Genomic DNA, 20,365 nt, shown 5'->3' with positions numbered 1-20,365 from the left:
TCCATGTACTTCGGGTCCATGGTGTCGTACTGCGCGCCGATCACCAGGGTGGGAACCTTGATGTTCTTCAGGTCCTTGCTACGGTCCCAGTGCAGCAGCTTGCCGCTTGCGCCCAGTTCGCTCGGGCCCTGCATGGACACGTAGATCTGTTCATTGATGTGGGCGAACGCGCGCTGCACCGGCTCCGGCCACTGGTCGGCCGGCATGCGCAGGATGTGCTGCTCGTAGTGCATGGGCATGAGGATCGCCATGTACTCCGGGTTGTCCGTCTTCTTCGCCGCCTCAAGGCGCTTGACCTCGGCGAGCTTCTTCTGGTCCATCGCCGGCATCAGCACTTTGTTCGCGTACTGGTTGTAGGCGGGGATGCTGTCGACCATGTTCGAGATGACCAGGGCCTTGAGATGCTGCGGGTACTTCAGCGCGTACTCGATCGCGAGCACGCCGCCCCACGAGTGGCCAAGCAGGTAAAAATTGTCCTTATCGAGGTGCAGGGCCTGGCGCACCTGCTCGACTTCGTCGACGAAGCGCGGTATCTCCCACAACGATTCGTCGGTGGGCTTGTCGCTGAAGGCCGAGCCTAGCTGGTCGTAGTAGTAATACTCGACGCTCGCGCCGGGAAAGTAGCTGTCGAAGGCCTCGAAGTACTCGTGCGTCGCGCCGGGGCCACCATGCAGGAGTAGTACCTTGATGGTCGGGTTGTTGCCGACCCGCTTGGTCCAGACGCGGAATTTGCCCTTGGGGGTGTCGATCGTGATCATCTTCACGCCACCCGACAAGATGTCGTCGTGACCGGCGTGATCGAAGTACGAATTCGGTGGGGTCTCGGCAGGCGCGGCGTACGCGCAGGCGGCGACGAGCGCCAGAAGAAGGGTGGCAAGCAGACGGCGCATCTCGTTGTCCCACAGGGTGTTGGCGCCGACTATCGCTGGCGGCGGGCCTGCTGACAAGTCGTAACGCGAAATAGCTCAAAGGGTGAAGTTCGCCTCGACCGGGAAATGGTCGGACGGATACCGGCCGTCTTTCGAGGTGGTCACGGTCTGCACCGACGTGGCCTCCACGCCGCGATAGAGAATCCAGTCGATCCGCTTCGTGGGTTTGCCGGTGAAGTCGTGGAACGTGTCTGCCGGGCCCTCCCGCTTCGGTGAGGCGGACCACGCGTCCTTCAGTGCAGCCGTGAGCGCGGCATGCGCCTCACTCTCAGGTCCGGTATTGAAGTCGCCGGTGATGATGACGGGGACGCCGGCGGGCAACTTCCCGATCCACGCGGCCATTTCATGGGCGCTTCGTGAGCGAGCATCTTCATCCTGATCGCGGTACGGATAGTGCGTGTCGAGCAGGTAGAAGCGCTTGTGGTCGGAGAGTCGCTCGAACAGCGCCCAGTTCACCATGCGTGGAAAGATGTTGCCCCAGGTGATGCTCGCGACCTTATCCGGAGTGTCGGAAAGCCAATAGTCGCCACTCTCGACCAGCTTGAGGCGGTCCTTCCGGTAAAAGATGCCCATGTGTTCGTCGGCGTGACCGCCGAAGCGATCGCGGCCGAACCAGGTGTATTCCGGAAGGCGGGCGACTGTGTCGTCGCCTTGCTCTTTCGCCAGCTCCTGGGTGCCTATCACGTCCGGATGAAGCTGCCGGATGGTATCGGCGAACAGGTCCCGTCGTGCCTCCCAGCGGTTCGGTCCATCCTTTCCCGTGATGGTGCGGACGTTGAAGGACATCACCCTGAGTTCGTCGGCGACGACTGGCTGGGCGATGGCGGTGGTAAGCGCCGCAAACAGGGCGAATCGGGACATCCGGATCATGCGTGGAGGATTCCTGGAGAGGGGGAATCACCCGAATATATCGACGTAACGAGATCATTTCCGTTACCTGAGTCCCGCCTCCGAGCGACACCATGTCGCGCCCCGGATCGTCCGCGGTGGCATCCACGGGTGCGGCCAATCGGTCAGAATGGGGCGATCTTACGCAGCAGCGGAGCCGACATGAACCATCCTGAGCCAGATACGCCTCGTTCCGGCGCCAACGGTCGTCGCGTTGCGCTCGTGGTGATCCTGGTCGCATTCGTGGCCTCGGCGACCACGGCCATGCTGGCGTTCACGGCATCCCACCGGGCGCGGACGGCGGACGCCACGGCACAAGCGGCGGACATCGCTGACCTGCGTGCGACGCTTGCAGAATGGCAGGCGCAGGTGACTGAAGCGCAGCGTGCGGGGCATGATGAAGCGCCGCAGCGCCTGGGTGTACTCAAGGCGCGAGCAGCGGCCCTGACGACGTGGAAGCCGCGGACACCCTGTGGTCAGCAAGCCCGGGAGCAGCTTCGTGTGGCGATGGATGCGCGAGTTCGGCGTATCGACGGGATGCTTGCCGGAAAGGCTGCAGGCCTGGATAGGGTCGATGAGCAGGCAAGTCTGGAAGGCGCACTTCACCAGTGTGAGGTAGAGCCAGGGCGTGACGTGAACATCTGAAGGGCGACCGCTGGCGCAGCTTTGGCAGGCGTCTCCACGGGGCTAAGGTGGACATAGCCTGAAAACGCCTTAAAGATTCCCCAAAGGACGGCTAGCACGGCGACGCCGCCGAACACGCCGCTTTTCCAGCGGACCAGACTCTCGACCTTTCCTTCCAGGGTCTCTACCTTCTCCCTGATCGACTCGGTCGTGGTCGTCAGGTGCTTGACGTCGACCTTCAGCTCGGTCAAGCCGATCTTCAGATCGGTCACGCCGCGTTGCACCTCCAGAAGCATGCTCATCGCGACGTCACCGCTGAGGGATTGGGTGGATCCCTTCGGCTGAGCCACGTCGTTCTTCGGCGTTTCGATATGTATGGCGGGCATGCGGGGTACCTCTTATTTCTTGGTGCGTGGGCATCTGTTCAATTGGACGATCGGCTTACTCGAAGAACCGGACCAGGGTCTTTGCGCCGCCTTCGGCGAGCCAGACAAACAGCCCGCAGCAGCCCGCTGTGACGGCAGCGATCGTCGTTCCTACGCTCTTCCATGAAGGAAGACGCTTAAGCTGCGCTTCGAACCGAATGAGCTGACTGTCAGCTCCGCGCTGGCGGCTTTCTTGCCGGTCAAACCTTTCCTCGGCTCGATCAACTCGTTCGTCGGTCCGATCAAGCCGCTCTTCGACTCCGGTGAGGCGCGCTCCGATTGCTACCGTCTGAACCTTCAGATCGACGATGTCCTCGCTGACTTTGTCGAGGCGTTTGTCCACGTTATCGAAACGCCTGTCCATGTTGTCCAGACGCTTGTCCATCTCGCCCAGACGCTTGTCCATGCGGTCCAGGCGTCCGTCCATCATCTGGAGCCTTCCGTCGATGCTTCTGAGCAGGGTCTCGATAGTCACCGGATCATCCTTCCTGAGTTCTGCGTTGGTAACGTCAGCGTAGCGGTGCGGATAGTCACCTGAATTGAGAATCGCGACCGATTTCGAAGCATTAGTCGTCGGGTTGAGAATTGTCATGGGAGCTCTCCGCAGGCGCCGATCAAGATTGGCCCGCAGAGGGTAGGGCGTCTGTAGCTCTCGCTCGCACGAAGACGTCGGACGTTGCTGTGGAAACGTCAAAATGCCATGGGCCTGCATGGAAGGATCGAGCATCTCTCGAATGAACGCGACCAACCGTGCATCGGAATGATTCAGACGAGTGCATCAAAAAATATGGTCGTCGCTGTCGAAGCCTCGCAGGCAACCACCTGATGAACGAGGTTACCGAGTGGCTTCAATATGCACGTAGCCTGACACGGCTACTCGCCGACTTCATCCATGAGTCCGAAACGGTGGATTGCCAGCGCGTGGCACATGGTCTCGAGGCCATTGGCGCGCTAACGCACATGAGCGTGCAGTGCACAGCGCAGGCGCACGCGCGCATGTGCTGGGAGCAGAGGGCGGACTAACGTGTGCCGTTGGTAGCGTCGGCCCGAACCGTTGCCGGAAATGAGCCGGTATGGCTGACCTGGAACGTCGAAAGACGGTGTATAAGTCGCATGCTGGCTGCGAGCTTGGTCTGAAACACTACTCATCATCTCAGGGCGGCAAGATGCTCACCCCATCGACGCAACGTCAAACGGGAAAAAAACGGCAAGTGCAGGTCCCGATACAGCGTGCCCTGTCGATGCATGCCGCCGAGCTAACCGCTACACCACCCGCGCTGCATTACGCGCCCCGCGCGATACAACGCGTACCTTCTGCCGGATCAGCAAAGGCGCTCCCGTCCGGCTTGCGCGCCGGCATCGAATCGCTCTCCAGGATGGACATGAGTGCGGTGCGCGTGCATTACGCCTCGCCCTTGCCCGCGCAATTGAGCGCGCTGGCCTACGCGCAAGGCAATCACATCCATCTCGCCCGCGGCGAGGAGCGACATTTGCCGCATGAAGCCTGGCATATCGTTCAACAGCGCCAGGGGCGCGTAAAGCCGACACTGCAAGATCAGGGCGTGCCGATCAACGACGATGCTGCGTTGGAGCGCGAAGCCGACACCAAGGGCGCGCACGCCGCACAACGTAAGCAGGCGGATTGGCGTGCGGAAACGACCGCCGGTTCGCAGGCGCAGTCGGGCGTCGTGCAGCGCTACCTTATTGTCGACGACGTGGATCACACACGTGACGTAAAAGTCGGAGGGCGCGATCTCAATGCTCGTGTGCAAGCGGTCAAGCGCAATATGGAAGGTGCCGTGGGGCCGCTGCGTTTCGCCGCCCGGACCTTGGAGAACACCGCCTTCCGGTTCATACAGGCGGACGACCGTGGTCTGGTGACCCGGCAGATCAGGAAATGGATCGAGGACAAACGGGGCGTCGGCAGCCCCGATAGCCGGAACGCGCAATTCGGGCGCAAGAATCAATCGCGTTCGTATGCGAATTATCACGATCTGGCGCTGGCGATCTACGGATGGGTCTCGTCGAAAGAGGGGCGACGTGAGGAAAAGCTGCTCGCCAACGAGGTCTATGCCAGCCCGATTGCGGAAGCGCATATTGACACCTTGCTTGGGAAGATAAGCGCCTGGATCGCTACCAGGCCGGGGCACGCAGCCATCACCGCCGATCTGGCCAGTGTGACGCCGCAGGGCACGACATGGGCTGATTACGCCGATTGGTTCAACCATGTGCAGGCTGCGGACAAGCGCCCGATAGCGGCGAGCTTTCATCCCGTGTTGCAAGCCCCGGGTCGGCATTCCATGCGCGACAAGATTGCGACCTTCCACGACGTGATGAATTACTTCGTGCGCGGGAAGGGCACGCACGGTGCGGGCATGCTCGATCTAGGCGCGGCGGGTGGCCTGGTGGACTTCGATACATTCCAGACCACGACCCTGTTAGGAAGGGTTGCCCATGCACGCCCACGCAACACGTTCCTTGTGCGAGATCGGCTTGGGTTCGCTCCGGTAGGGCTCGCCGACGTGGGGGTCTCGACGGAGGAGCAGCATCCCGGCTTTATCTACGCGCGCAGCCACCAGATTCCCATGTGGGCGCGCCATTCTTTCACGGCCGCGCGCATGATGCGCCTGGCGGAACAGGCCGGTGCCACGCATGGAGAATTGACCGCGGCCGCTTATTCGATCACGGCGTTCTGGCGCAAGGATTACGATCATCGCTCGCTGCCCTATCACACCTTGCACGAAGTCATGGATTTCAGGCCGCATTTCGGGCTCCTGACGGGTGCTGCTTATCCGTACAATCCGCTGACCCGTTATGCAGACGCGCGCACCTTCCTCGATCCGCTCCCACGGCTGATGCCGCGGCTGACTTTGGTCGCGAACTCCGCGAACTGGAACAACCGGGCCAGGCTCCACCGGAACGATGCGGCGCCGGATTCCATCATTGAGATCCGCGCCGAGCTAGGCACGGCGCATACGAACGTAGATAAGTTGTTGGCGATCAAGAACGAGATCGCGGGCAAGACTGGTTTCAGTTTGACCCGGACGAGCCAAGCCAGACGTTTCTACACCATCCTGGCGCACATACCGGACAACGTGAGCCTTTACCAGGCCGCCGGCACCACCTCGGCAGTCAATTCGCAGATCGCGACACGGCTCAGTCTGGTGTTGCGCAATTTGATCGCATTCAACCCTTGAGTCGTTGCATGCGGGGAGCATGAACGAAGAGGCCACCGCACGGGTGGCCTAAGTCACTGAATAAATGGTGGCTCGGGACGGAATCGAACCGCCGACACGGGGATTTTCAATCCCCTGCTCTACCAACTGAGCTACCGAGCCACAGATGCCTGCAACGAGTGTTGCGGCGAGTGGAGCCGCGTATTAAATCCGTTGCGGGCGTCGGCGTCAAGCCTCTCGTTCGGGTGGAACGTAGCCGGCGGGCTGTACCACGTCGCCGCCGAACAAGTACTTCTCCATTTCGCCGCTCAGAAAGCCGCGGGTCTTCGGATCGAGCGGGGACAGGCGCATCTCGTTGATCAGCATGGTCTGGTGGCTGAGCCACTGCGCCCAGGCCTCCTTGGAGACGTTCTCGTAAATGCGCTTGCCGAGGTCACCGGGCCAAGGGGCGAAGTCGAGGCCTTCGGCGTCACGGCCGAGCTTTACGCAATGAACCATGCGCGTCATGGGGATATCTCCGGAAGGTTGTTCAGCAGCGTGCGCACCGGGGCGGGCAGGCCGAGCGAGGCGATTTCGTCCCGGTCGCACCAGCGCTGGTCGGGGCGGTCGGCCACGGCGGTAAGCGGGGCGGCATGGTCGAACAGGATGGGCGAAACGTCCAGCCGGTAGTGGCTGAAAACGTGGGTGAAGGCGGGCAGGGGATCGGCATCGCGAATGCGTGCGAGCCGCGATGCGACCATGCCGGCCGCCGACACGTCGTCCGCTTCAGGCAGGCTCCAAAGGCCCGACCAGACGCCCTGCGCACCGCGCTTCTCAAGCAGGATGCGACCACGAGCGTCGCGCAGAAGCAGCATCGACAGCGCGCGCGTCGGGATCTTCTTGCCCGGCTTCGCGGTGGGGAGCGTTGCCGTCAGTCCGTCGCGCAGCGCAACGCAACGGGCGGCCTGCGGGCATAGCGGACACAGCGGCTTGCTGCGCACACACACCGTGGCGCCGAGGTCCATGATCGCCTGCGTGAAGTCCGCCGTGCGCGTGGCCGGTGTGTGTTCGTCCGCAAACGCCCACAAACGTTTTTCAACGGCGCTTTCACCGGGGTGGCCGGGAACGCCGTGGTAACGCGTCAGCACGCGCTTGACGTTGCCGTCCAGGATCGGGAAGCGCAGCCCATAGGCCTGCGCGAGGATCGCGCCGGCCGTCGAGCGACCAATACCCGGTAACGCCAGCAAGGCATCGATGTCGCGCGGCAACGCTCCGCCGTGGCGCTCGACGCACAACTGCGCGGCACGATGCAGGAAGCGCGCGCGGCGGTAGTAACCAAGACCGGACCACAGCGCCAGCACAGTGTCTTCGTCGGCTCCGGCCAGGGCAGCGAGCGTGGGCAGCCGGTCCACGAAGCGTTGGAAGTAACCGATGACAGTGACCACCTGGGTCTGCTGCAACATGATCTCCGACAGCCACACCCGGTACGCGTCGCGCGGGTGCTGCCAGGGAAGATCCTTGCGGCCGTGATGGTCGTACCAGCGCAACAATTCGGTGGCGAACGTGTTCATGGCGCACCCGCCGGCGCAGCGGCTGTCGAGGTCGCGGCCGGCGCCATCGAGCCGGGAACGGACCGCACTCGCAAGCCCTTGACATGCACACTGCCGATATCGACCTGGGCGGCGTCGATCGTGCCCTCCACGGGTGGCAGCGTCGGTGGCTGTCCCGCTTGCATGCCCGACCACCAGTCGGCCAACGCCAGTGGCGGCAGGTGCAGATCGGCATGATCCTGGGCGCCGTCGATCTTCAGCCCTATCGATAGCGGATCCTGCTGGTTCGCGGGTGTCACCCCGAGGACCACGTCATACGGCGCAGCCTCGCTGCGCGTCACCCGTCCGGCCATCGAGGCGCCGACATCGGCGCCGCCGCGCCACGTGGCATCGCCGTGCAGCTTCGCGCCGAAGTGGTTCTTGCTACCAGCATCGATGTCGAGATCGCCGAGCGTGAGCACGCCGTGGGCGAGCGACGGCGTGGTCGCGATAGTAAGCGAATAAGGTGTTTCGTCCGCCGTGCTCGCATCGAGCGCCAGCGTGAACCGATGGTTGTTGGCGAGACGACCGGCATCGATGTCGACATTGGAAAGCAGGAGGCGGTTACCGCGCAGCAAGGTGCTTCGCGACACGCGGAATCCGGCATCGATTTCAGGCAGGATCGCGCCTGCGGTCGAGGGACGTGGGGGCAATGTGTCGAGATACGCGGAGACGGCGTCGATATCGATGCGCGCGCCTTCTACCTCGAGTCGCGAGATCGTTGCCTCGCCACCCAGAAGGGTGCGCCATGGGAGGACCAGCTTCCCGCGCGCCGCGACGATCAGTGGCGTGTTACCGCCGTTGCCGTGCAGGGTGATGCCGTCCAGTTCCAGCGAGGGCTTTGGCCACAGGGTGGGACTGGCCGGATTTGCCAGCGTGAGGTCGAGGCCGGAGGCGCGCGCACGAGACTGCAAGAGTGCCGTGAAGCGCTCCGGCTGCAGCACCACATACATGGCGATCAGGGCCGCGACGATAAGCGCGGCGGCGATGCCGGCGACGGCGAGGAGGCCGATGCGCAGTCGACGGTTCATGGCCGCGACGCTTGCGATCCGGCGCTCACTCAGCCACCGAGGCTCGCCGGCAACAGCCCGTCGACAAAGGCTTCGGCATCGAAAATACGGAGGTCGGTGGCTGTCTCGCCGAGTCCCACATAGCGGATCGGCAACTTGAATTCACGGGCCAGTGCGAAGACCACGCCACCCTTGGCGGTGCCGTCGAGCTTGGTCACGACCAGTCCGGTAACGCCCGCGGTCTCGCGGAACTGACGGAGCTGGCTGATGGCGTTCTGCCCTGTCGTGCCGTCGATCACCATGAGCACTTCGTGCGGCGCGGCGGCGTCGAGCTTCTTCATCACACGCCCGATCTTGCCGAGCTCGTCCATCAGGCCCCCCTGCGTGTGCAGGCGGCCCGCCGTATCGGCGATGAGCACCTGCGTGCCGCGCGAGCGGGCGGCCTGGAGCGCATCGAAGATGACACTGGCGGAGTCCGCGTCCTGGCCCTGGGATACGACGGGTACCTTGTTGCGTTCGCCCCAGGTCTTGAGCTGCTCGACGGCGGCGGCGCGGAACGTGTCGCCAGCAGCCAGCATCACGCTGCGACCTTCGTCCGAATAGCGACGGGCCAGCTTGCCGATGGTCGTGGTCTTGCCCACGCCGTTGATGCCGACGGTGAGGATCACGAAGGGGCTGGATGTGGTTACGTCCAGCGGTTTTTCTACCGGCTTGAGCAAGGTCACGAGCTCACGACGCAAGGCTTTCAGCAGATCCCCGGCGTCGGCGAATTCGCGCTTGTGCATGCGCTTGCGCAGGTCCTCGACCAGGTTGCTGCTGGCTTCCACGCCTACATCGGCGGTGATCAGGGTGGTTTCGAGCTCGTCGAGCAGGTCGTCGTCCAGCTTGGGATGACGGACGAAGAGCGTGGTCAGACTTTTGGCGAAGCCGCTTCCGGAAAGACGCTCGCGCCAACTCCGCTTCGCCGGCTGAGCCGCCTCGACAATCGAGGCCTCCTCGACATCGGGTTCGACCTCGGGGGCCTCGGGCTCGGGCAGGACGGTTTCGGCGAGGGCCTCGGACACCGCCGGGCCAGCGTCGATCGAGGCGGCGTCGGCAACCTTCTCCGCGCGCTCGTCAGGTGGCGCGACGTCGGGCGTCGCGATGGGTTCGACGGGCTTCTTCTTCCAGAACTTGAGCATTGCGCCAGCGATTCAAAGACAATAGGCGAATGCTAGCACTCCCGCCCTCACTGGCCGCTGAGCGATGAGCGCGTCAGGCCGCGTCCGCATCATCGGCGGAACCCTGCGCAACTCGCGCCTGGATGTCCCCGACCTGCCAGGACTCCGGCCCACGGCCGATCGCGTCCGCGAGACGCTGTTCAACTGGCTGCAGCCCGTTGTCGGCGGGGCGCGCTGCCTCGATCTGTTCGCCGGAACCGGGGCGCTTGGCATCGAGGCGCTGTCGCGGGGTGCCCGGGCCGTCACCTTCGTCGAGCGCGACGCGCGACTGGCGGCCGCCCTCAAGGCGAATCTGGCCCGTCTCAAGGTGGAAGGCGAGGTCGTCGGCGACGATGCCTCGCGGTGGCTGCGTGGTCCCGGCCGGCCGTTCGATGTCGTCCTGCTGGATCCGCCCTTCGCCCTGGATGCCTGGGAAACGACGGCACGGCAACTGGAGGACGGCGTCTGGATCGCCGCCCATGGCTGGATATACGTGGAGGCGCCACGCGGCGCGGCCCTGAGCCTGCCCCACAACTGGTTTCCGCACCGCCAGGGTCACGCGGGGGAGGTGGCCTACGCCCTCTATCGCCGCACCCCGGCTGATCCGTTAAGCTAGCCCGCGCTTTCCTTCGACCCGCCTTCATGACTCCTCTGCCGGCCAATCCGCGACTTGCCGTTTATCCCGGCACGTTCGACCCGATCACCAACGGTCACGCCGATCTGGTGTCCCGTGCTGCGCCCCTGTTCGACCGCATCGTGGTCGCCGTGGCGGAGAGCCGTAACAAGGGTCCCGGTTTCAGCCTTGGTGAGCGCATCGCGCTGGCTCGTCTGGCATTGGCCGACCTGCCCAATGTGGAAGTTCGCGGTTTCGACTGCCTGCTCGCCCATTTCGTCGCCGAAATCGGCGCGGGTGTGATCCTGCGTGGTTTAAGGGCCGTGTCGGACTTCGAGTACGAATTCCAGCTGGCCAGCATGAACCGTCACCTGATTCCCCAGGCCGAGACGCTGTTCCTGACGCCGGCCGAGCAATACAGCTTCATTTCTTCCTCGCTAGTGCGTGAAATCGGTCGCCTGGGTGGCGATATCTCCGGCTTCGTGCATCCGGCGGTGCAGCAGGCCATGCGCCAACGCTGGCGCAACTCTTGAAAACAAAGGTGATCATCATGCGTAAGTTCGTCCTCGCCGCGTCCGTGGCCCTGACCGCCGCCCTGGCCCTCTCGGCCTGCAACAAGTCGGAAGACGCCGATCAGGCTGCCACCACGCAGGAAGCCGCCGTCGCCAAGCCGACCAATCCGACCGATACCAAGGCCTGGAGCCAGTACTTCGGCCAGATCGTGCGCAAGAACATGCAGGGCATGACGGCTGACCGTCCGTTCCCGTACTTCGTTCCGGCCGGCGACGACCAGGCTGGCCAGGACGGTCGCGCTCGCCAGCTCGACAACGTCCAGGGCACCGTTGCCCGCGGCGTCACCCCCGGCAACATGCTCGTCTTCGGTGGTCCGGAGTCGGCCAAGACCGCCGACCTCATCGTCGCCGCCTTCAAGGGCGCGAACGCCGGTTCGTTCAAGAACGTCATCGTGCTGTTCATCGGCGACCAGGCTGACCAGCAGCGCGTCGCCGATGCCTTGGCCCCGAGCGGCGCCACATACCGCTTCGTCGCGTACTGATCGACGTCCCGGTGGCGAAGAGAGGGCGCCGCACCAGCGGCGCCCTTTTTTTGTCCGCGCCTACCCCGTCTTAGGGGTAAAATGGTAGCTATGTCCCTGATCATTCTCGACACCTGCGTCAACTGCGACGTCTGCGAACCCGTGTGCCCGAACAAGGCCATCTCGCTTGGCGAGGTCTATTACGAGATCAATCCGGACCTGTGCACCGAATGCGTGGGCCATTTCGACGTTCCCCAGTGCGTCGAGGTCTGTCCGGTCGAGTGCATCCCGAACGATCCGGACCGCGTCGAATCGCGTGACCAGTTGATGCTCAAGTACGAGCACCTGATGGCGAAGGCCGCCTCGTAAGCCCTTGCCCGGTCTCATCGGTTAATCTCGCCGATAGCGATATCCCTTCCCGGAGCGAAACCCCATGGTCCATGCCCCGTCGTGGCGCGTGCTCGCCGCGAGTCTCTTTCTTGTTGTCGGCGCAGGCTGCGCCAGCGCCCAGAACGCACCGCCGCCGTCGAAAGGCCCCGGCCACGCCGCCATCGCCAGCGCCAATTACCTGGCCACCAACGCGGGCTTCGAAGTGCTCGGCAAGGGCGGCAACGCCTTTGACGCAGCCGTCGCGGTTTCGTCGACGCTCGCCGTGGTCGAACAACAGAGTTCGGGCATCGGCGGCGGCTTCATGGCCTTGTTGCATCGCGCTTCCGACAATCGCGACGTATTCATCGACGCACGTGAAACCGCGCCGAAGGCCGTCGACATGAAGGTCTATGTGGGCAAGGACGGTCAGCCGAACCGGGACGTGTCGACCAATGGCCCGCTCTCCGCCGGGATTCCGGGTGAGCCCGCCGGCCTGGTCTGGATGGCGGCGCACTACGGCAAGCTGCCGCTGTCGGTCTCCCTCGCTCCGGCCATCCGCATCGCCACCGAAGGATTCCAGCCCGACGCACGCTTCCTCGGCACCATCGATGACCGTAAGGACGTGCTCGCACGCTATCCAGCATCGGCGGCCGTCTACCTTCCGGGCGGAAAGGTGCCCACCGCCGGCTGGACGCTCAGGCAGCCGGATCTGGCGAAGACCCTGCAGCGTCTCGCGGCGAAGGGGCACGACGGTTTCTATAAGGGCGAAACCGCGAAGCTGCTCGTGGACGCATCCCGTGGCGCTGGCGGCAACTGGACCGCCGCCGATCTCGAGGCTTACCAGGCGAAGGAGCGCCAGCCGCTGAGCATCGACTACAAGGGTTATCGCATCGTCACCGCACCGCCGCCGTCGTCGGGTGGCGTGGCGATTGCCGAGGTGCTCAACATCATGTCGGGCTTCGACCTGGCCAAGCTCGATCTCGCCCATTCGACGCATTTGACGATCGAGGCGATGCGCCGCGCGTTCCGCGATCACAACGAATACCTGGGCGATCCCGACTTCGTGAAGATGCCGCTCGACATGCTGCTCTCGGCGTACTACGCCGACGGCCTGCGGGCGACGATCTCACCGGACAAGGCCACGCCGTCCGATCTCCTGCCGACCTCGATGGCGCCCGAGCCGGGCATGCACACCACGCACTTCTCGGTGATTGACGCCGACGGCAACATGGTCGCCTCCACCCTCACGGTGAACCTGGAGTTCGGCTCGGCCTTCATCGCCAAGGGCACCGGTGTGGTGCTCAACGACGAAATGGATGACTTCGCCCTCGTGCCGGGCCAGCCCAATGCCTTCGGCCTGCGCGGCGCGCTGGCCAATGCGCCGGAACCGGGTAAACGCATGCTGTCGTCGATGTCGCCCAGCTTCGTTTTCGGTGCCGACCGTACGGCCGTGATCGGCTCGCCCGGTGGCTCGACCATCATCACGCAGGTGCTGGAGGGCATTCTCGCCTTCATTGACGGCAAGAGCGCCTCCGAGATCACGGCGCAGAAGCGCTATCACCATCAGTACCTGCCCGACCGCGTCGATGTGGAAGCTGGCGTTTTCGACGATGCCACGACCAAGGCGCTGACGGACATGGGGCATGTACTGCGGAACCGCTCGCCCTGGGGATTCATGAACGTGGTGACCTGGGACCACCGGACGAACAAGCTCGACGCCGCCAGCGATCCGCGTCGCCCGTCGGGCCTGGGCAAGGTGCAGTAAGGTTGCCTGCATGAAGCTATGGTCACTCATCGGCAACTCGCAGCGGCTCGACGGCGGTGCGATGTTCGGCAATGCGCCGCGCGCCATGTGGTCGCGTTGGGTGGCGCCGGACGCGGAGAATCGCATCCCGCTCGCCTGTCGCTGCCTTCTCGTCACCGGGCTCGATGGCAGGAACGTGCTGTTCGAGACGGGCATCGGCGCCTTCTTCGACCCGGCCATGCGCGAACGCTTCGGCGTGGTCGAAGATCGCCACGTGTTGCTCGATTCGCTCGCCGAGGCCGGTCTTYGTCATGAGGACATCGACGTCGTCGTGCTGTCGCACCTGCACTTCGATCACGCAGGCGGCTTGCTGGCGCCCTGGGTGGAAGGGTGCCCGGCGACCCTGCTGTTTCCGAACGCACGCTTTCTGGTGGGCGCCGATCACTGGGAGCGTGCACGCGATCCGCATCCTCGCGACCGCGCCTCGTTCATTCCCGAACTGATTGGTCTGCTGGAGGCGAGCGGCCGGCTCGAACTTGTCGAGGCCGGACGGCCCTCGTCACTGGGCGACGCCGTGCGCTTCGAATTTTCCGAAGGCCACACCCCGGGCCTGATGCTCGCGGAGGTGGGTGGCGTGGCGTTCTGCGCCGATCTCATCCCCGGCCGGCCATGGGTGCACTTGCCGGTGACGATGGGTTACGACCGTTGGCCGGAAAAACTGATCGATGAGAAACGGGTGTTTCTCGACGACAAGATCGCACGTGGCGTAAAGCTTTTCTTTACCCACGACCACGGTTGCGCCATGGCGTCCGTGGAACGGGACGGTAAAGGCCGTTACACGGCTGCCGATATGCATGAACGACTAAGCGGCATCGAAGCGTAAGGACGCCGATAGCGGGCACGGGGGCAGGATGAAGTCGAAACACAAGATGAAAGACACGGGCATGGCCTGGAGCGCGCGCGTTACCGGTGCCGTGCTATTGCTTGCGGGACTGGGCCTGATCGCCTGGAACGAACACCGCGTCATGGACTAYGGCGCAGYGATAGCGCGCCACGGTTCGCCGGTGCTGGACCTGGGTGCAGAGGGACGGCCCTCCGCCGGGCAGTACGGTTCGATGACGCGTGTCAGTGGCACGCCACAGATTCTCGACGCACCGCGCGATCCGGAGTTCAACGTCCGGGCCGATTCGCCGATCCTCATCCGTCACGTGGAAATGTTCCAGTGGCGCGAGATCACGGTGGGGGGCAGCACGCATTACGAACTGGACTGGGTCGATCGCCCCATCGATGCGACCAACTTCGCCAAGCCGGCGGGACACGTGAATCCGGGTGCCTTCCCTATCCAGGGGCGTCAGTTCGAAGCGGGTGAAGTAAAGCTGGGCAACTTCAAGCTGTCCACGCCGATCATCCGCGCATTCCCCGGACGGATCGACATCGCGCCTGACGAACACAAGCTGCCAGCGAACCTGGCTGCGACCTTCCAGCGCGTGGACGACAAGCTCGTGACGAGCAGCAAGCCGTCCAATCCGCGCCTGGGCGACCTTCGGATCAGCTGGGAAGCCGTGCCGGTGCAGTCGATGACGGTGCTGGCGCGCATCGACGGCGATACGCTGGCGGCGCGTGAGCCGAAGGATGGCGATCCCGGCTTCGATGTGCAGGTGGGCGACCGCAGTTTGCTCGACGTTCTGCCCGCCCTGCCCGAGCCGCCACAGGCGGTGCTGCTGGTTCGCCTCGCGGCGTTCGTGCTCGCGGCCCTGGGTGCGTTGCTGCTGGCATGCACAAGCCGCCTGCGCAACGATGTGCTGTTCGCCGCCGGTATCGGTGCCGTGGTGGTGCCCGCCGTGGCGGGAGTGATGTGGCTGGCTGGCGACGCGATGACGGCAAGCGTATGGTTGCTCGTTGCCGTGCTCGGCGCGGGCCTGGCGATCTGGCGCGTCCAGCAGCGCTCGGCATTGCCGTCCGACTGACCCCTCAGGAGCGAGACCATGCGTATCACCGGCCTTTACGCGGCACTGCTGACCCTGCTTATTCTCGGCCTGGCGGTCCGCGTGATGCTCATCCGCCGGCGCACGCGCATCGGCCTGGGCGATGGTGGCGACCGTGCGGTCGCCTGTGCCATTCGTGCGCATGGCAACGCCACGGAATACGTGCCGCTGGCGTTGATCCTCCTGCTGGTTCTCGAACTCGATCAGACCGTGCCGCTATTGCTTCATGCGTTCGGCGTGGCGCTGGTGATCGCGCGACTCGTCCACGCCGTGGGTCTGTCGCGGGCAGCGGGCAATTCGGCCGGACGCGCCGTGGGGGCTGCTCTGACCTTGTTAGTCATCGGGTTGATGGCGCTGATGCTTATCTGGCAATACGTGGTGATCCACGTGATCGCCGCCTCGGTGTAGGCGCCGCTTCAGCGGCGGCCCCTTGTGGGAGCCGCTTCAGCGGCGATAGGGTGCTAGCGATAACCCGGCCCGCTGCCGCGGGATCGCCGATGAATCGGCTCCCACAGTGCCGATGAATCGGCTCCCACGGTGCCTTGCAGGTCAGGCTTCGGCTTCGACGACGGCGGTGCCATCGGCGAACGCATAGACATGATCTGCCCAGCTGGCTGCTTCGACGTACATCGCGGCCATCGTCTGCAGGTGCTGGGTACGCAGCGCCGAGTCGCTCTCCAGTTCGCCCTGTTCCCAGTGGCGGATCTGGTCAAGCAGCGGCGCGAACGGACCCGCGCCTTCGAGCAGCGCTTCCCGGATTTCAATCGCCAGTGGCAGGTGCTCGAGCACGTATGCCATGGAGACATTCATCAGGGTGTCGAGCAGCGAGAACAGGCCGGCCGTGAAGGCCATTTCCTGCAGTTCGGGCTTGATTGTGCGGGCCAGCTTCTCGCACATGTGGGCGCGGATAAGCGCGAGGCGAAGCAGTTCCGGCGGGCGCTCGTCCATGCCGGACACGGCCATGGTGAAAATCCAGTTGCGCATGCGGTTCACGCCGAAGAACACCGCGGCCTGCTCGACCGATTTCAGCTGGCGGGGCAGGGCGAAGTAAGCGGAGTTCACGCAGCCCAGCAGCTTGTAGCTGAGGACAGCGTCGTCGCGGATGATCTTGCCCAGTTCGACGGGGCCGTTCTCGGGATCCTGCAGGGCGCCCATGAGACGCAGCACGCCGAGCTTGCTCGGGGCGAGGCGTGGCATATCCACGCGCTCGGGGCGCAGCAGGTACTTGCCCTGGAAGCCGTCGACATCCTGGTCGGCGTAATCGACGAAGGTCTCGTGCGTATCGATGCCGGTGACGATTACCTTGACCCCGAACGCATGCACATAGTCCATGTGCGCGCGCGCAGCGACCGGATGGCGATGATCCACCGCGACCTTCGCGAACTGAACAATACGCAGCAACGCGTCCACGCCGGCCCGGTGTTCGGGATCGGCGGGCAGGTTGAAGTCTTCGAGCATGAACAGGCAGCCATGGCCCTTCAGCTCGCGAAGCTTCTCCAGCAAGTGGTCATCCGTACCGACATCGGCACTGATGCTGGCGCCGAGCCGCGCGTTGTGGCGAAGGATGTCCGCGTGCTCGAGGAGCAGCTGCGGCGACATGTGCAGGAAAGCACGATTGTCACGGACGAGGCGCTTGAGGCTGCCATCGGCGATAGCGCTCAGCGTCGCCTGCGTATGTGCAAGCGCCGCGGCGTCGATATCGCTGCCGATGGGGCGGGGGAACAGGAGTTCGTAGGCGAAGAGCGCCTGCTTCCTGTCCAGGATGGGCACGCGGACGATCGGGAGGATACCGTCGTCATTCACCGCTGTCGGCTGGGGGGTCACTGCCATTGCTTTTGTTGGTGCGCCGTCTGGGTGAGCCTGGGGATGTTTGTGGGTGGGATTAAACCTGCGCGATAGTGGCGGAACGCAGTTTTACCCGCGCGGTGTCGCCCTTCGGGCCGTAGGTCGATCCACCCGGCGAATCGCCCGCAAGCAGCGCAAGCGCCTGACGAACGTGGCCGATTCGCTGGCCGACAATGCGGCCGTTCACTTCATTGAGTTTGCGGCACTCGACCAGGCGTTCGATCGTGTGTGTCCAGCGCGCATCGTTCAGCGTGTCGACGCCGGCGGCGTCGCCCAGGTGGCGACGCTCCGTGTCGAGCTTTTCAATGCGGTCGAGCTGTTTGCCCTTCACCCGGCTGACGGTGTCGAGCGCATGCGTGTCAGCCTGATCGAGCGCCATGCGCTCGTCGATCAGGGTGGCGTGCAGCGCGTCGACCTCACGGGCGAGTTCGCCCATGACGGCGCGAACGGCCGCGTCGAAGTCGGAGCCGAGCGGATCGGTCATGCCTTGCCGCCGATCTGGCCTTCCATCGCAAGAAACTTGCTCGCGATGGCCTGCGAATCAGGCTTGTAGGTGCCGTCGGCCAGCTTGCTGCGGATTTCGTCGACGCGCTTGGTGTCGATGCCATCGCCACGGCTGGCGGCGTCGAGCGCCTTGGCCGAGTCGGTGATCTTGACGCTGTCGTCGCTCGGACGCACGGCGCTGGCGCCCTGCGTGGAGGCGGCGGAGCCTGCAGCCTGGTTCTGGGTGCGAAGCTGCACCTGGGGCTGCGGGGCCTGGATACCGGGTTTGATCGTCGTCGTCATGTGTGTTCCTCGGAGCTGGTGTCCTTCAAACCCTTTATCGGCGGTCTGTCGGCGAACTTTAACTGGCCCTGGGCCGTGAAGTGTGACCGGGTTGGGATTTTGTTCATGGCAGTACCGCGACGGTGCCGGGGCCGGTGACCACGGCGTCGAGTACCTTTCCGGATGAGGCGTTGCGGACCTTCAGGCGGGTGCCGGTATCGCCGGCGCCCATGGCCACGCCGGCGACGCGGATGACCACGCCCTCGACGTCGGCCTGCATGCTGACCGAGTCGCCGATGCGCACGGCTTGTCGACCGGCCAGCATGCCGGGTGTCAGTACGGTGCCAGCACTCAGTGGACGGGCCAGGGAGCGGCCGTCGACCTGACCCGGTTCGGCGATGTAGCCATAGGCGAGGCTGGCCACGTCACGCTCTTCGGTGTGCACGTCACCCGCGCCGACGCCATCGCCGCGTGCCAGCGGCCGGGTGGTCACCAGCACGTTGGTAAACATCTTGACCCGGACCGGCACACGCACCGTCCAGCCGCCCGGGACGGGGCAGTGCACGGCCACGCTGACGCGTGCGCCGAGTGGCCGGTTGCCGGGCAGTGAGGACTCGAGCGGTTTCGGGCATTCGGTCAGGCGAAGCCGGCTATCGAGCGAGTCGGCGTCGGCGGTCATGCGTGCGCCGGGCAGGGCGCGGTTCTGTAGCAGCCAGGTCACCGCCGCCGCGCGTACCGATTCCACCGTCTGCCCGGCCAATGCGCATAGCGGCAGGGCGAGCAGGGCGGTCACGGTGATACCGCGGGCGAAGGTGGATGCCTTCACGCGGCGCGTTCCGCCAGCGATGCCGACAGGCCCTGGGTGATCGCATCCAGTTCCCGGTTGAGGTCGGCGACCATGTGGCCTGCGTCTGCATGCCGGCCTTCGCCCAGCGTGATGGCGTATTGCGAGGCGAGCGCGGAGAAGCGTTCACCGGCGGCACGGATGCCATCGGTCGGGCTATCCGGCCGGCGCACGCGGAATTGGTCGATGCAACGCATGAGCGGGGTGGTGTCGAGCCAACGGCGATCGAGGCTGGCCGGATCGCGCGAGGCGAGTTCCACGGCGAAGCGAAGACCCTGGCTGGCTTCCCGGATCATCTGGCTGAGGCTGGCGGCGTCGAGATCGCCCTCGGTTTCGAGGCGGCTCAGGCCGAGCCGATGCGCAAGCACCGCGGCGCGGGCGGCGGCGTCGGCCTGGCGGCGAGCCTCGTTGGTCACGCGGCCGAGCGTGCCCTGGGTGGCCTGGATCGCAGCGATGCGGCCCTGCAACGCGCCCATGCCTTCGCGGGCCGCGTCGATGTTGCCACGCGCGCCGCGGGCGGCTTCGTCCACGCGGCCCATCGAAGCCTGCATGCCGGCGATGCCCGACTGGGTCTGGTCGAGGCGACGCAGGCTGTTCTGCACCGCGTCGTCGAGCTGACCGGCGAACTGGCCGACAGCTTCGGTGGTCTGGTCGATTTCTGCCGTTGCCTGGGTCGTCTTTTCCGCGAGCTGCTTGACCTCGTCGGCAACGACCGCGAATCCGCGACCGGCTTCACCGGCACGTGCGGCCTCGATGGCCGCATTCAACGCAACGAGGTTGGTCTGGTGGGCGATGTCCTGCACCGTCGCGGTCAACTTGCGGATCGCGGTGAAATATTCGGAGAACTGGGCGTGGTTGCGGCTCATGCCCGACAGTGCGCTGCGAAGCAGACGCAGCTGGCCGTCGAGGTCGCCCGCCGTGGCCAGGCCCTGGCTGCCCGACTCGCCCATGCCGACCGCGCCGGCGTAGGCCTGGTCGAGCGCTGTCGAAATCCTGGCGCTGGCGTCCGTCAAACGTCCGGCGGTGTCGCGGGCTCCTTCGACTACCTTGCCGAGTTCCAGCAGGGTGCCACCAAGCGCCTGGGCGTTGGTCAGCACCATGCCCTGCTGCTCGATCGCCTGGATGGTCGTTGCCGGCGCGGTGCGCGGCTCCGCAGGCTTAAGCAGGGCGCCAAGGGCGCTGGCAGCGGCCGGGTACTGTGCGGAGAGGGCGCGAACGCGCGCCGCATCGCCCTGGGCGGCTGCGTGGGCGAGGAGGCGGACGTGCTGGCTCCAGAGGAGGGTCATGATTTCGCTTTCATCGGATGGTCGCCCCACTTAATCGGTCGGGAGCCTCAGGACTTGAGCTG

General features: G+C 64.8%; 24 protein-coding genes and 1 tRNA gene. 11 read left to right on the top strand and 14 right to left on the bottom strand.

Translation table 11 applies throughout. The features are described 5' to 3' along the window. Together AC1DSN_RS06785 and AC1DSN_RS06780 are read right to left on the bottom strand one after the other, a co-directional pair. Positions 1-890 (bottom strand): proline iminopeptidase-family hydrolase (locus AC1DSN_RS06785; protein ID WP_477330039.1); only part of this gene is annotated, 890 nt, incomplete at its 3' end. Positions 891-965: 75 nt separating this feature from the next. After that, positions 966-1,799 (bottom strand): endonuclease/exonuclease/phosphatase family protein, encoded by an 834-nt coding sequence (locus AC1DSN_RS06780; RefSeq protein ID WP_477295825.1) that lies wholly within the window; start codon positions 1,797-1,799, stop codon positions 966-968. 180 nt (positions 1,800-1,979) lie between these two features. On the opposite strand from AC1DSN_RS06780, the gene AC1DSN_RS06775 reads away from it, so the two are divergent. Further along, a complete protein-coding gene (locus AC1DSN_RS06775; protein ID WP_157503971.1) occupies positions 1,980-2,462 on the top strand; it encodes a hypothetical protein in 483 nt (160 codons plus the stop codon). Here the strand turns inward: AC1DSN_RS06775 and AC1DSN_RS06770 are convergent. Then, positions 2,420-2,827 carry a hypothetical protein gene (locus tag AC1DSN_RS06770; protein ID WP_477295826.1) on the bottom strand — a complete coding sequence of 136 codons (408 nt, stop codon included), beginning with the start codon at positions 2,825-2,827 and terminating at the stop codon, positions 2,420-2,422. The two genes, AC1DSN_RS06775 and AC1DSN_RS06770, sit on opposite strands and share 43 nt — an antisense overlap. 55 nt (positions 2,828-2,882) lie before the next feature. Next, positions 2,883-3,458 carry a hypothetical protein gene (locus tag AC1DSN_RS06765; RefSeq protein WP_477295827.1) on the bottom strand — a complete coding sequence of 192 codons (576 nt, stop codon included), beginning with the start codon at positions 3,456-3,458 and terminating at the stop codon, positions 2,883-2,885. 233 nt (positions 3,459-3,691) lie between these two features. Here AC1DSN_RS06765 and AC1DSN_RS06760 point away from each other — a divergent pair, with 233 nt between their 5' ends. Beyond that, positions 3,692-3,889 carry a hypothetical protein gene (locus tag AC1DSN_RS06760; protein ID WP_477295828.1) on the top strand — a complete coding sequence of 66 codons (198 nt, stop codon included), beginning with the start codon at positions 3,692-3,694 and terminating at the stop codon, positions 3,887-3,889. 50 nt (positions 3,890-3,939) lie between these two features. Further along, positions 3,940-6,063 (top strand): eCIS core domain-containing protein, encoded by a 2,124-nt coding sequence (locus AC1DSN_RS06755; protein ID WP_477330037.1) that lies wholly within the window; start codon positions 3,940-3,942, stop codon positions 6,061-6,063. Positions 6,064-6,128: 65 nt separating this feature from the next. On the opposite strand, the gene AC1DSN_RS06750 is transcribed toward AC1DSN_RS06755, so the two are convergent. From AC1DSN_RS06750 to ftsY, 5 genes are all read right to left on the bottom strand, one after another. After that, positions 6,129-6,204, bottom strand: a tRNA-Phe gene (locus AC1DSN_RS06750). A 66-nt stretch (positions 6,205-6,270) separates the two neighbouring features. Beyond that, complete coding sequence (locus AC1DSN_RS06745; RefSeq protein ID WP_477295841.1) at positions 6,271-6,549, bottom strand: oxidative damage protection protein; 279 nt, start codon at positions 6,547-6,549, stop codon at positions 6,271-6,273. Then, complete coding sequence (gene mutY / locus AC1DSN_RS06740) at positions 6,546-7,592, bottom strand: A/G-specific adenine glycosylase (RefSeq protein ID WP_477295842.1); 1,047 nt, start codon at positions 7,590-7,592, stop codon at positions 6,546-6,548. Before mutY ends, AC1DSN_RS06745 begins: the two co-directional genes overlap by 4 nt. Beyond that, a complete protein-coding gene (locus AC1DSN_RS06735; RefSeq protein ID WP_477295843.1) occupies positions 7,589-8,641 on the bottom strand; it encodes an AsmA family protein in 1,053 nt (350 codons plus the stop codon). The genes mutY and AC1DSN_RS06735 overlap by 4 nt, the downstream gene beginning before the upstream one ends. 29 nt (positions 8,642-8,670) lie before the next feature. Further along, entirely contained in the window at positions 8,671-9,801 is a 1,131-nt protein-coding gene (ftsY, locus tag AC1DSN_RS06730; protein WP_477295844.1) for a signal recognition particle-docking protein FtsY, read from the bottom strand. Between the two features lie 64 nt (positions 9,802-9,865). Here ftsY and rsmD point away from each other — a divergent pair, with 64 nt between their 5' ends. The 8 genes from rsmD to AC1DSN_RS06690 all read left to right on the top strand — a co-directional run bounded on the left by rsmD (position 9,866) and on the right by AC1DSN_RS06690 (position 15,971). Further along, a complete protein-coding gene (rsmD, locus tag AC1DSN_RS06725) occupies positions 9,866-10,435 on the top strand; it encodes a 16S rRNA (guanine(966)-N(2))-methyltransferase RsmD (protein WP_477330035.1) in 570 nt (189 codons plus the stop codon). 26 nt (positions 10,436-10,461) lie between these two features. Beyond that, on the top strand, positions 10,462-10,965 hold the full coding sequence (gene coaD, locus AC1DSN_RS06720; RefSeq protein WP_063571678.1) for a pantetheine-phosphate adenylyltransferase: 504 nt from the start codon (positions 10,462-10,464) through the stop codon (positions 10,963-10,965). Positions 10,966-10,982: 17 nt separating this feature from the next. After that, positions 10,983-11,486, top strand: coding sequence for a hypothetical protein (locus tag AC1DSN_RS06715; RefSeq protein ID WP_063571689.1), 504 nt, complete (start codon positions 10,983-10,985; stop codon positions 11,484-11,486). A gap of 90 nt (positions 11,487-11,576) precedes the next feature. After that, positions 11,577-11,834: a YfhL family 4Fe-4S dicluster ferredoxin gene (locus AC1DSN_RS06710; protein ID WP_063571679.1), complete on the top strand. Its 258-nt coding sequence runs from the start codon at positions 11,577-11,579 to the stop codon at positions 11,832-11,834. 64 nt (positions 11,835-11,898) lie between these two features. Continuing rightward, complete coding sequence (ggt, locus tag AC1DSN_RS06705; RefSeq protein ID WP_213948708.1) at positions 11,899-13,599, top strand: gamma-glutamyltransferase; 1,701 nt, start codon at positions 11,899-11,901, stop codon at positions 13,597-13,599. Positions 13,600-13,609: 10 nt separating this feature from the next. Next, positions 13,610-14,461: an MBL fold metallo-hydrolase gene (locus tag AC1DSN_RS06700; protein ID WP_477330033.1), complete on the top strand. Its 852-nt coding sequence runs from the start codon at positions 13,610-13,612 to the stop codon at positions 14,459-14,461. Positions 14,462-14,489: 28 nt separating this feature from the next. Further along, positions 14,490-15,545, top strand: a complete 1,056-nt coding sequence (locus AC1DSN_RS06695; RefSeq protein ID WP_477330031.1) for a TMEM43 family protein — start codon at positions 14,490-14,492, stop codon at positions 15,543-15,545. A gap of 18 nt (positions 15,546-15,563) precedes the next feature. Next, complete coding sequence (locus AC1DSN_RS06690) at positions 15,564-15,971, top strand: MAPEG family protein (protein ID WP_477295848.1); 408 nt, start codon at positions 15,564-15,566, stop codon at positions 15,969-15,971. Positions 15,972-16,112: 141 nt separating this feature from the next. On the opposite strand, the gene AC1DSN_RS06685 is transcribed toward AC1DSN_RS06690, so the two are convergent. From AC1DSN_RS06685 to AC1DSN_RS06665, 5 genes are all read right to left on the bottom strand, one after another. Beyond that, positions 16,113-17,393 (bottom strand): EAL and HDOD domain-containing protein, encoded by a 1,281-nt coding sequence (locus AC1DSN_RS06685; RefSeq protein WP_213948710.1) that lies wholly within the window; start codon positions 17,391-17,393, stop codon positions 16,113-16,115. A gap of 52 nt (positions 17,394-17,445) precedes the next feature. Further along, a complete protein-coding gene (locus AC1DSN_RS06680; RefSeq protein ID WP_063571685.1) occupies positions 17,446-17,892 on the bottom strand; it encodes a flagella synthesis protein FlgN in 447 nt (148 codons plus the stop codon). After that, complete coding sequence (flgM, locus tag AC1DSN_RS06675; RefSeq protein ID WP_063571686.1) at positions 17,889-18,194, bottom strand: flagellar biosynthesis anti-sigma factor FlgM; 306 nt, start codon at positions 18,192-18,194, stop codon at positions 17,889-17,891. Before flgM ends, AC1DSN_RS06680 begins: the two co-directional genes overlap by 4 nt. 103 nt (positions 18,195-18,297) lie before the next feature. Beyond that, positions 18,298-18,999, bottom strand: a complete 702-nt coding sequence (gene flgA, locus AC1DSN_RS06670; protein ID WP_477296393.1) for a flagellar basal body P-ring formation chaperone FlgA — start codon at positions 18,997-18,999, stop codon at positions 18,298-18,300. Then, on the bottom strand, positions 18,996-20,303 hold the full coding sequence (locus AC1DSN_RS06665) for a methyl-accepting chemotaxis protein (protein ID WP_213948712.1): 1,308 nt from the start codon (positions 20,301-20,303) through the stop codon (positions 18,996-18,998). Before AC1DSN_RS06665 ends, flgA begins: the two co-directional genes overlap by 4 nt. Positions 20,304-20,365: the final 62 nt, after the last annotated feature.

It is taken from the genome of Luteibacter sp. P4_D7_3 (assembly GCF_056401735.1).
Note: the sequence above shows the minus strand (reverse complement) of the source record. Positions and strands in the feature narration are given on the sequence as shown.

What these genes read in the sequence shown, in the direction of transcription:
- AC1DSN_RS06780 (WP_477295825.1), bottom strand. Translation starts at nt 1,799, where the DNA reads ATGATCCGGATGTCCCGATTCGCCCTGTTTGCGGCGCTTACCACCGCC.
- AC1DSN_RS06775 (WP_157503971.1), top strand. Translation starts at nt 1,980, where the DNA reads ATGAACCATCCTGAGCCAGATACGCCTCGTTCCGGCGCCAACGGTCGT.
- AC1DSN_RS06770 (WP_477295826.1), bottom strand. Translation starts at nt 2,827, where the DNA reads ATGCCCGCCATACATATCGAAACGCCGAAGAACGACGTGGCTCAGCCG.
- AC1DSN_RS06765 (WP_477295827.1), bottom strand. Translation starts at nt 3,458, where the DNA reads ATGACAATTCTCAACCCGACGACTAATGCTTCGAAATCGGTCGCGATT.
- AC1DSN_RS06760 (WP_477295828.1), top strand. Translation starts at nt 3,692, where the DNA reads ATGAACGAGGTTACCGAGTGGCTTCAATATGCACGTAGCCTGACACGG.
- AC1DSN_RS06755 (WP_477330037.1), top strand. Translation starts at nt 3,940, where the DNA reads ATGGCTGACCTGGAACGTCGAAAGACGGTGTATAAGTCGCATGCTGGC.
- AC1DSN_RS06745 (WP_477295841.1), bottom strand. Translation starts at nt 6,549, where the DNA reads ATGACGCGCATGGTTCATTGCGTAAAGCTCGGCCGTGACGCCGAAGGC.
- mutY (WP_477295842.1), bottom strand. Translation starts at nt 7,592, where the DNA reads ATGAACACGTTCGCCACCGAATTGTTGCGCTGGTACGACCATCACGGC.
- AC1DSN_RS06735 (WP_477295843.1), bottom strand. Translation starts at nt 8,641, where the DNA reads ATGAACCGTCGACTGCGCATCGGCCTCCTCGCCGTCGCCGGCATCGCC.
- ftsY (WP_477295844.1), bottom strand. Translation starts at nt 9,801, where the DNA reads ATGCTCAAGTTCTGGAAGAAGAAGCCCGTCGAACCCATCGCGACGCCC.
- rsmD (WP_477330035.1), top strand. Translation starts at nt 9,866, where the DNA reads ATGAGCGCGTCAGGCCGCGTCCGCATCATCGGCGGAACCCTGCGCAAC.
- coaD (WP_063571678.1), top strand. Translation starts at nt 10,462, where the DNA reads ATGACTCCTCTGCCGGCCAATCCGCGACTTGCCGTTTATCCCGGCACG.
- AC1DSN_RS06715 (WP_063571689.1), top strand. Translation starts at nt 10,983, where the DNA reads ATGCGTAAGTTCGTCCTCGCCGCGTCCGTGGCCCTGACCGCCGCCCTG.
- AC1DSN_RS06710 (WP_063571679.1), top strand. Translation starts at nt 11,577, where the DNA reads ATGTCCCTGATCATTCTCGACACCTGCGTCAACTGCGACGTCTGCGAA.
- ggt (WP_213948708.1), top strand. Translation starts at nt 11,899, where the DNA reads ATGGTCCATGCCCCGTCGTGGCGCGTGCTCGCCGCGAGTCTCTTTCTT.
- AC1DSN_RS06690 (WP_477295848.1), top strand. Translation starts at nt 15,564, where the DNA reads ATGCGTATCACCGGCCTTTACGCGGCACTGCTGACCCTGCTTATTCTC.
- AC1DSN_RS06685 (WP_213948710.1), bottom strand. Translation starts at nt 17,393, where the DNA reads ATGGCAGTGACCCCCCAGCCGACAGCGGTGAATGACGACGGTATCCTC.
- AC1DSN_RS06680 (WP_063571685.1), bottom strand. Translation starts at nt 17,892, where the DNA reads ATGACCGATCCGCTCGGCTCCGACTTCGACGCGGCCGTTCGCGCCGTC.
- flgM (WP_063571686.1), bottom strand. Translation starts at nt 18,194, where the DNA reads ATGACGACGACGATCAAACCCGGTATCCAGGCCCCGCAGCCCCAGGTG.
- AC1DSN_RS06665 (WP_213948712.1), bottom strand. Translation starts at nt 20,303, where the DNA reads ATGACCCTCCTCTGGAGCCAGCACGTCCGCCTCCTCGCCCACGCAGCC.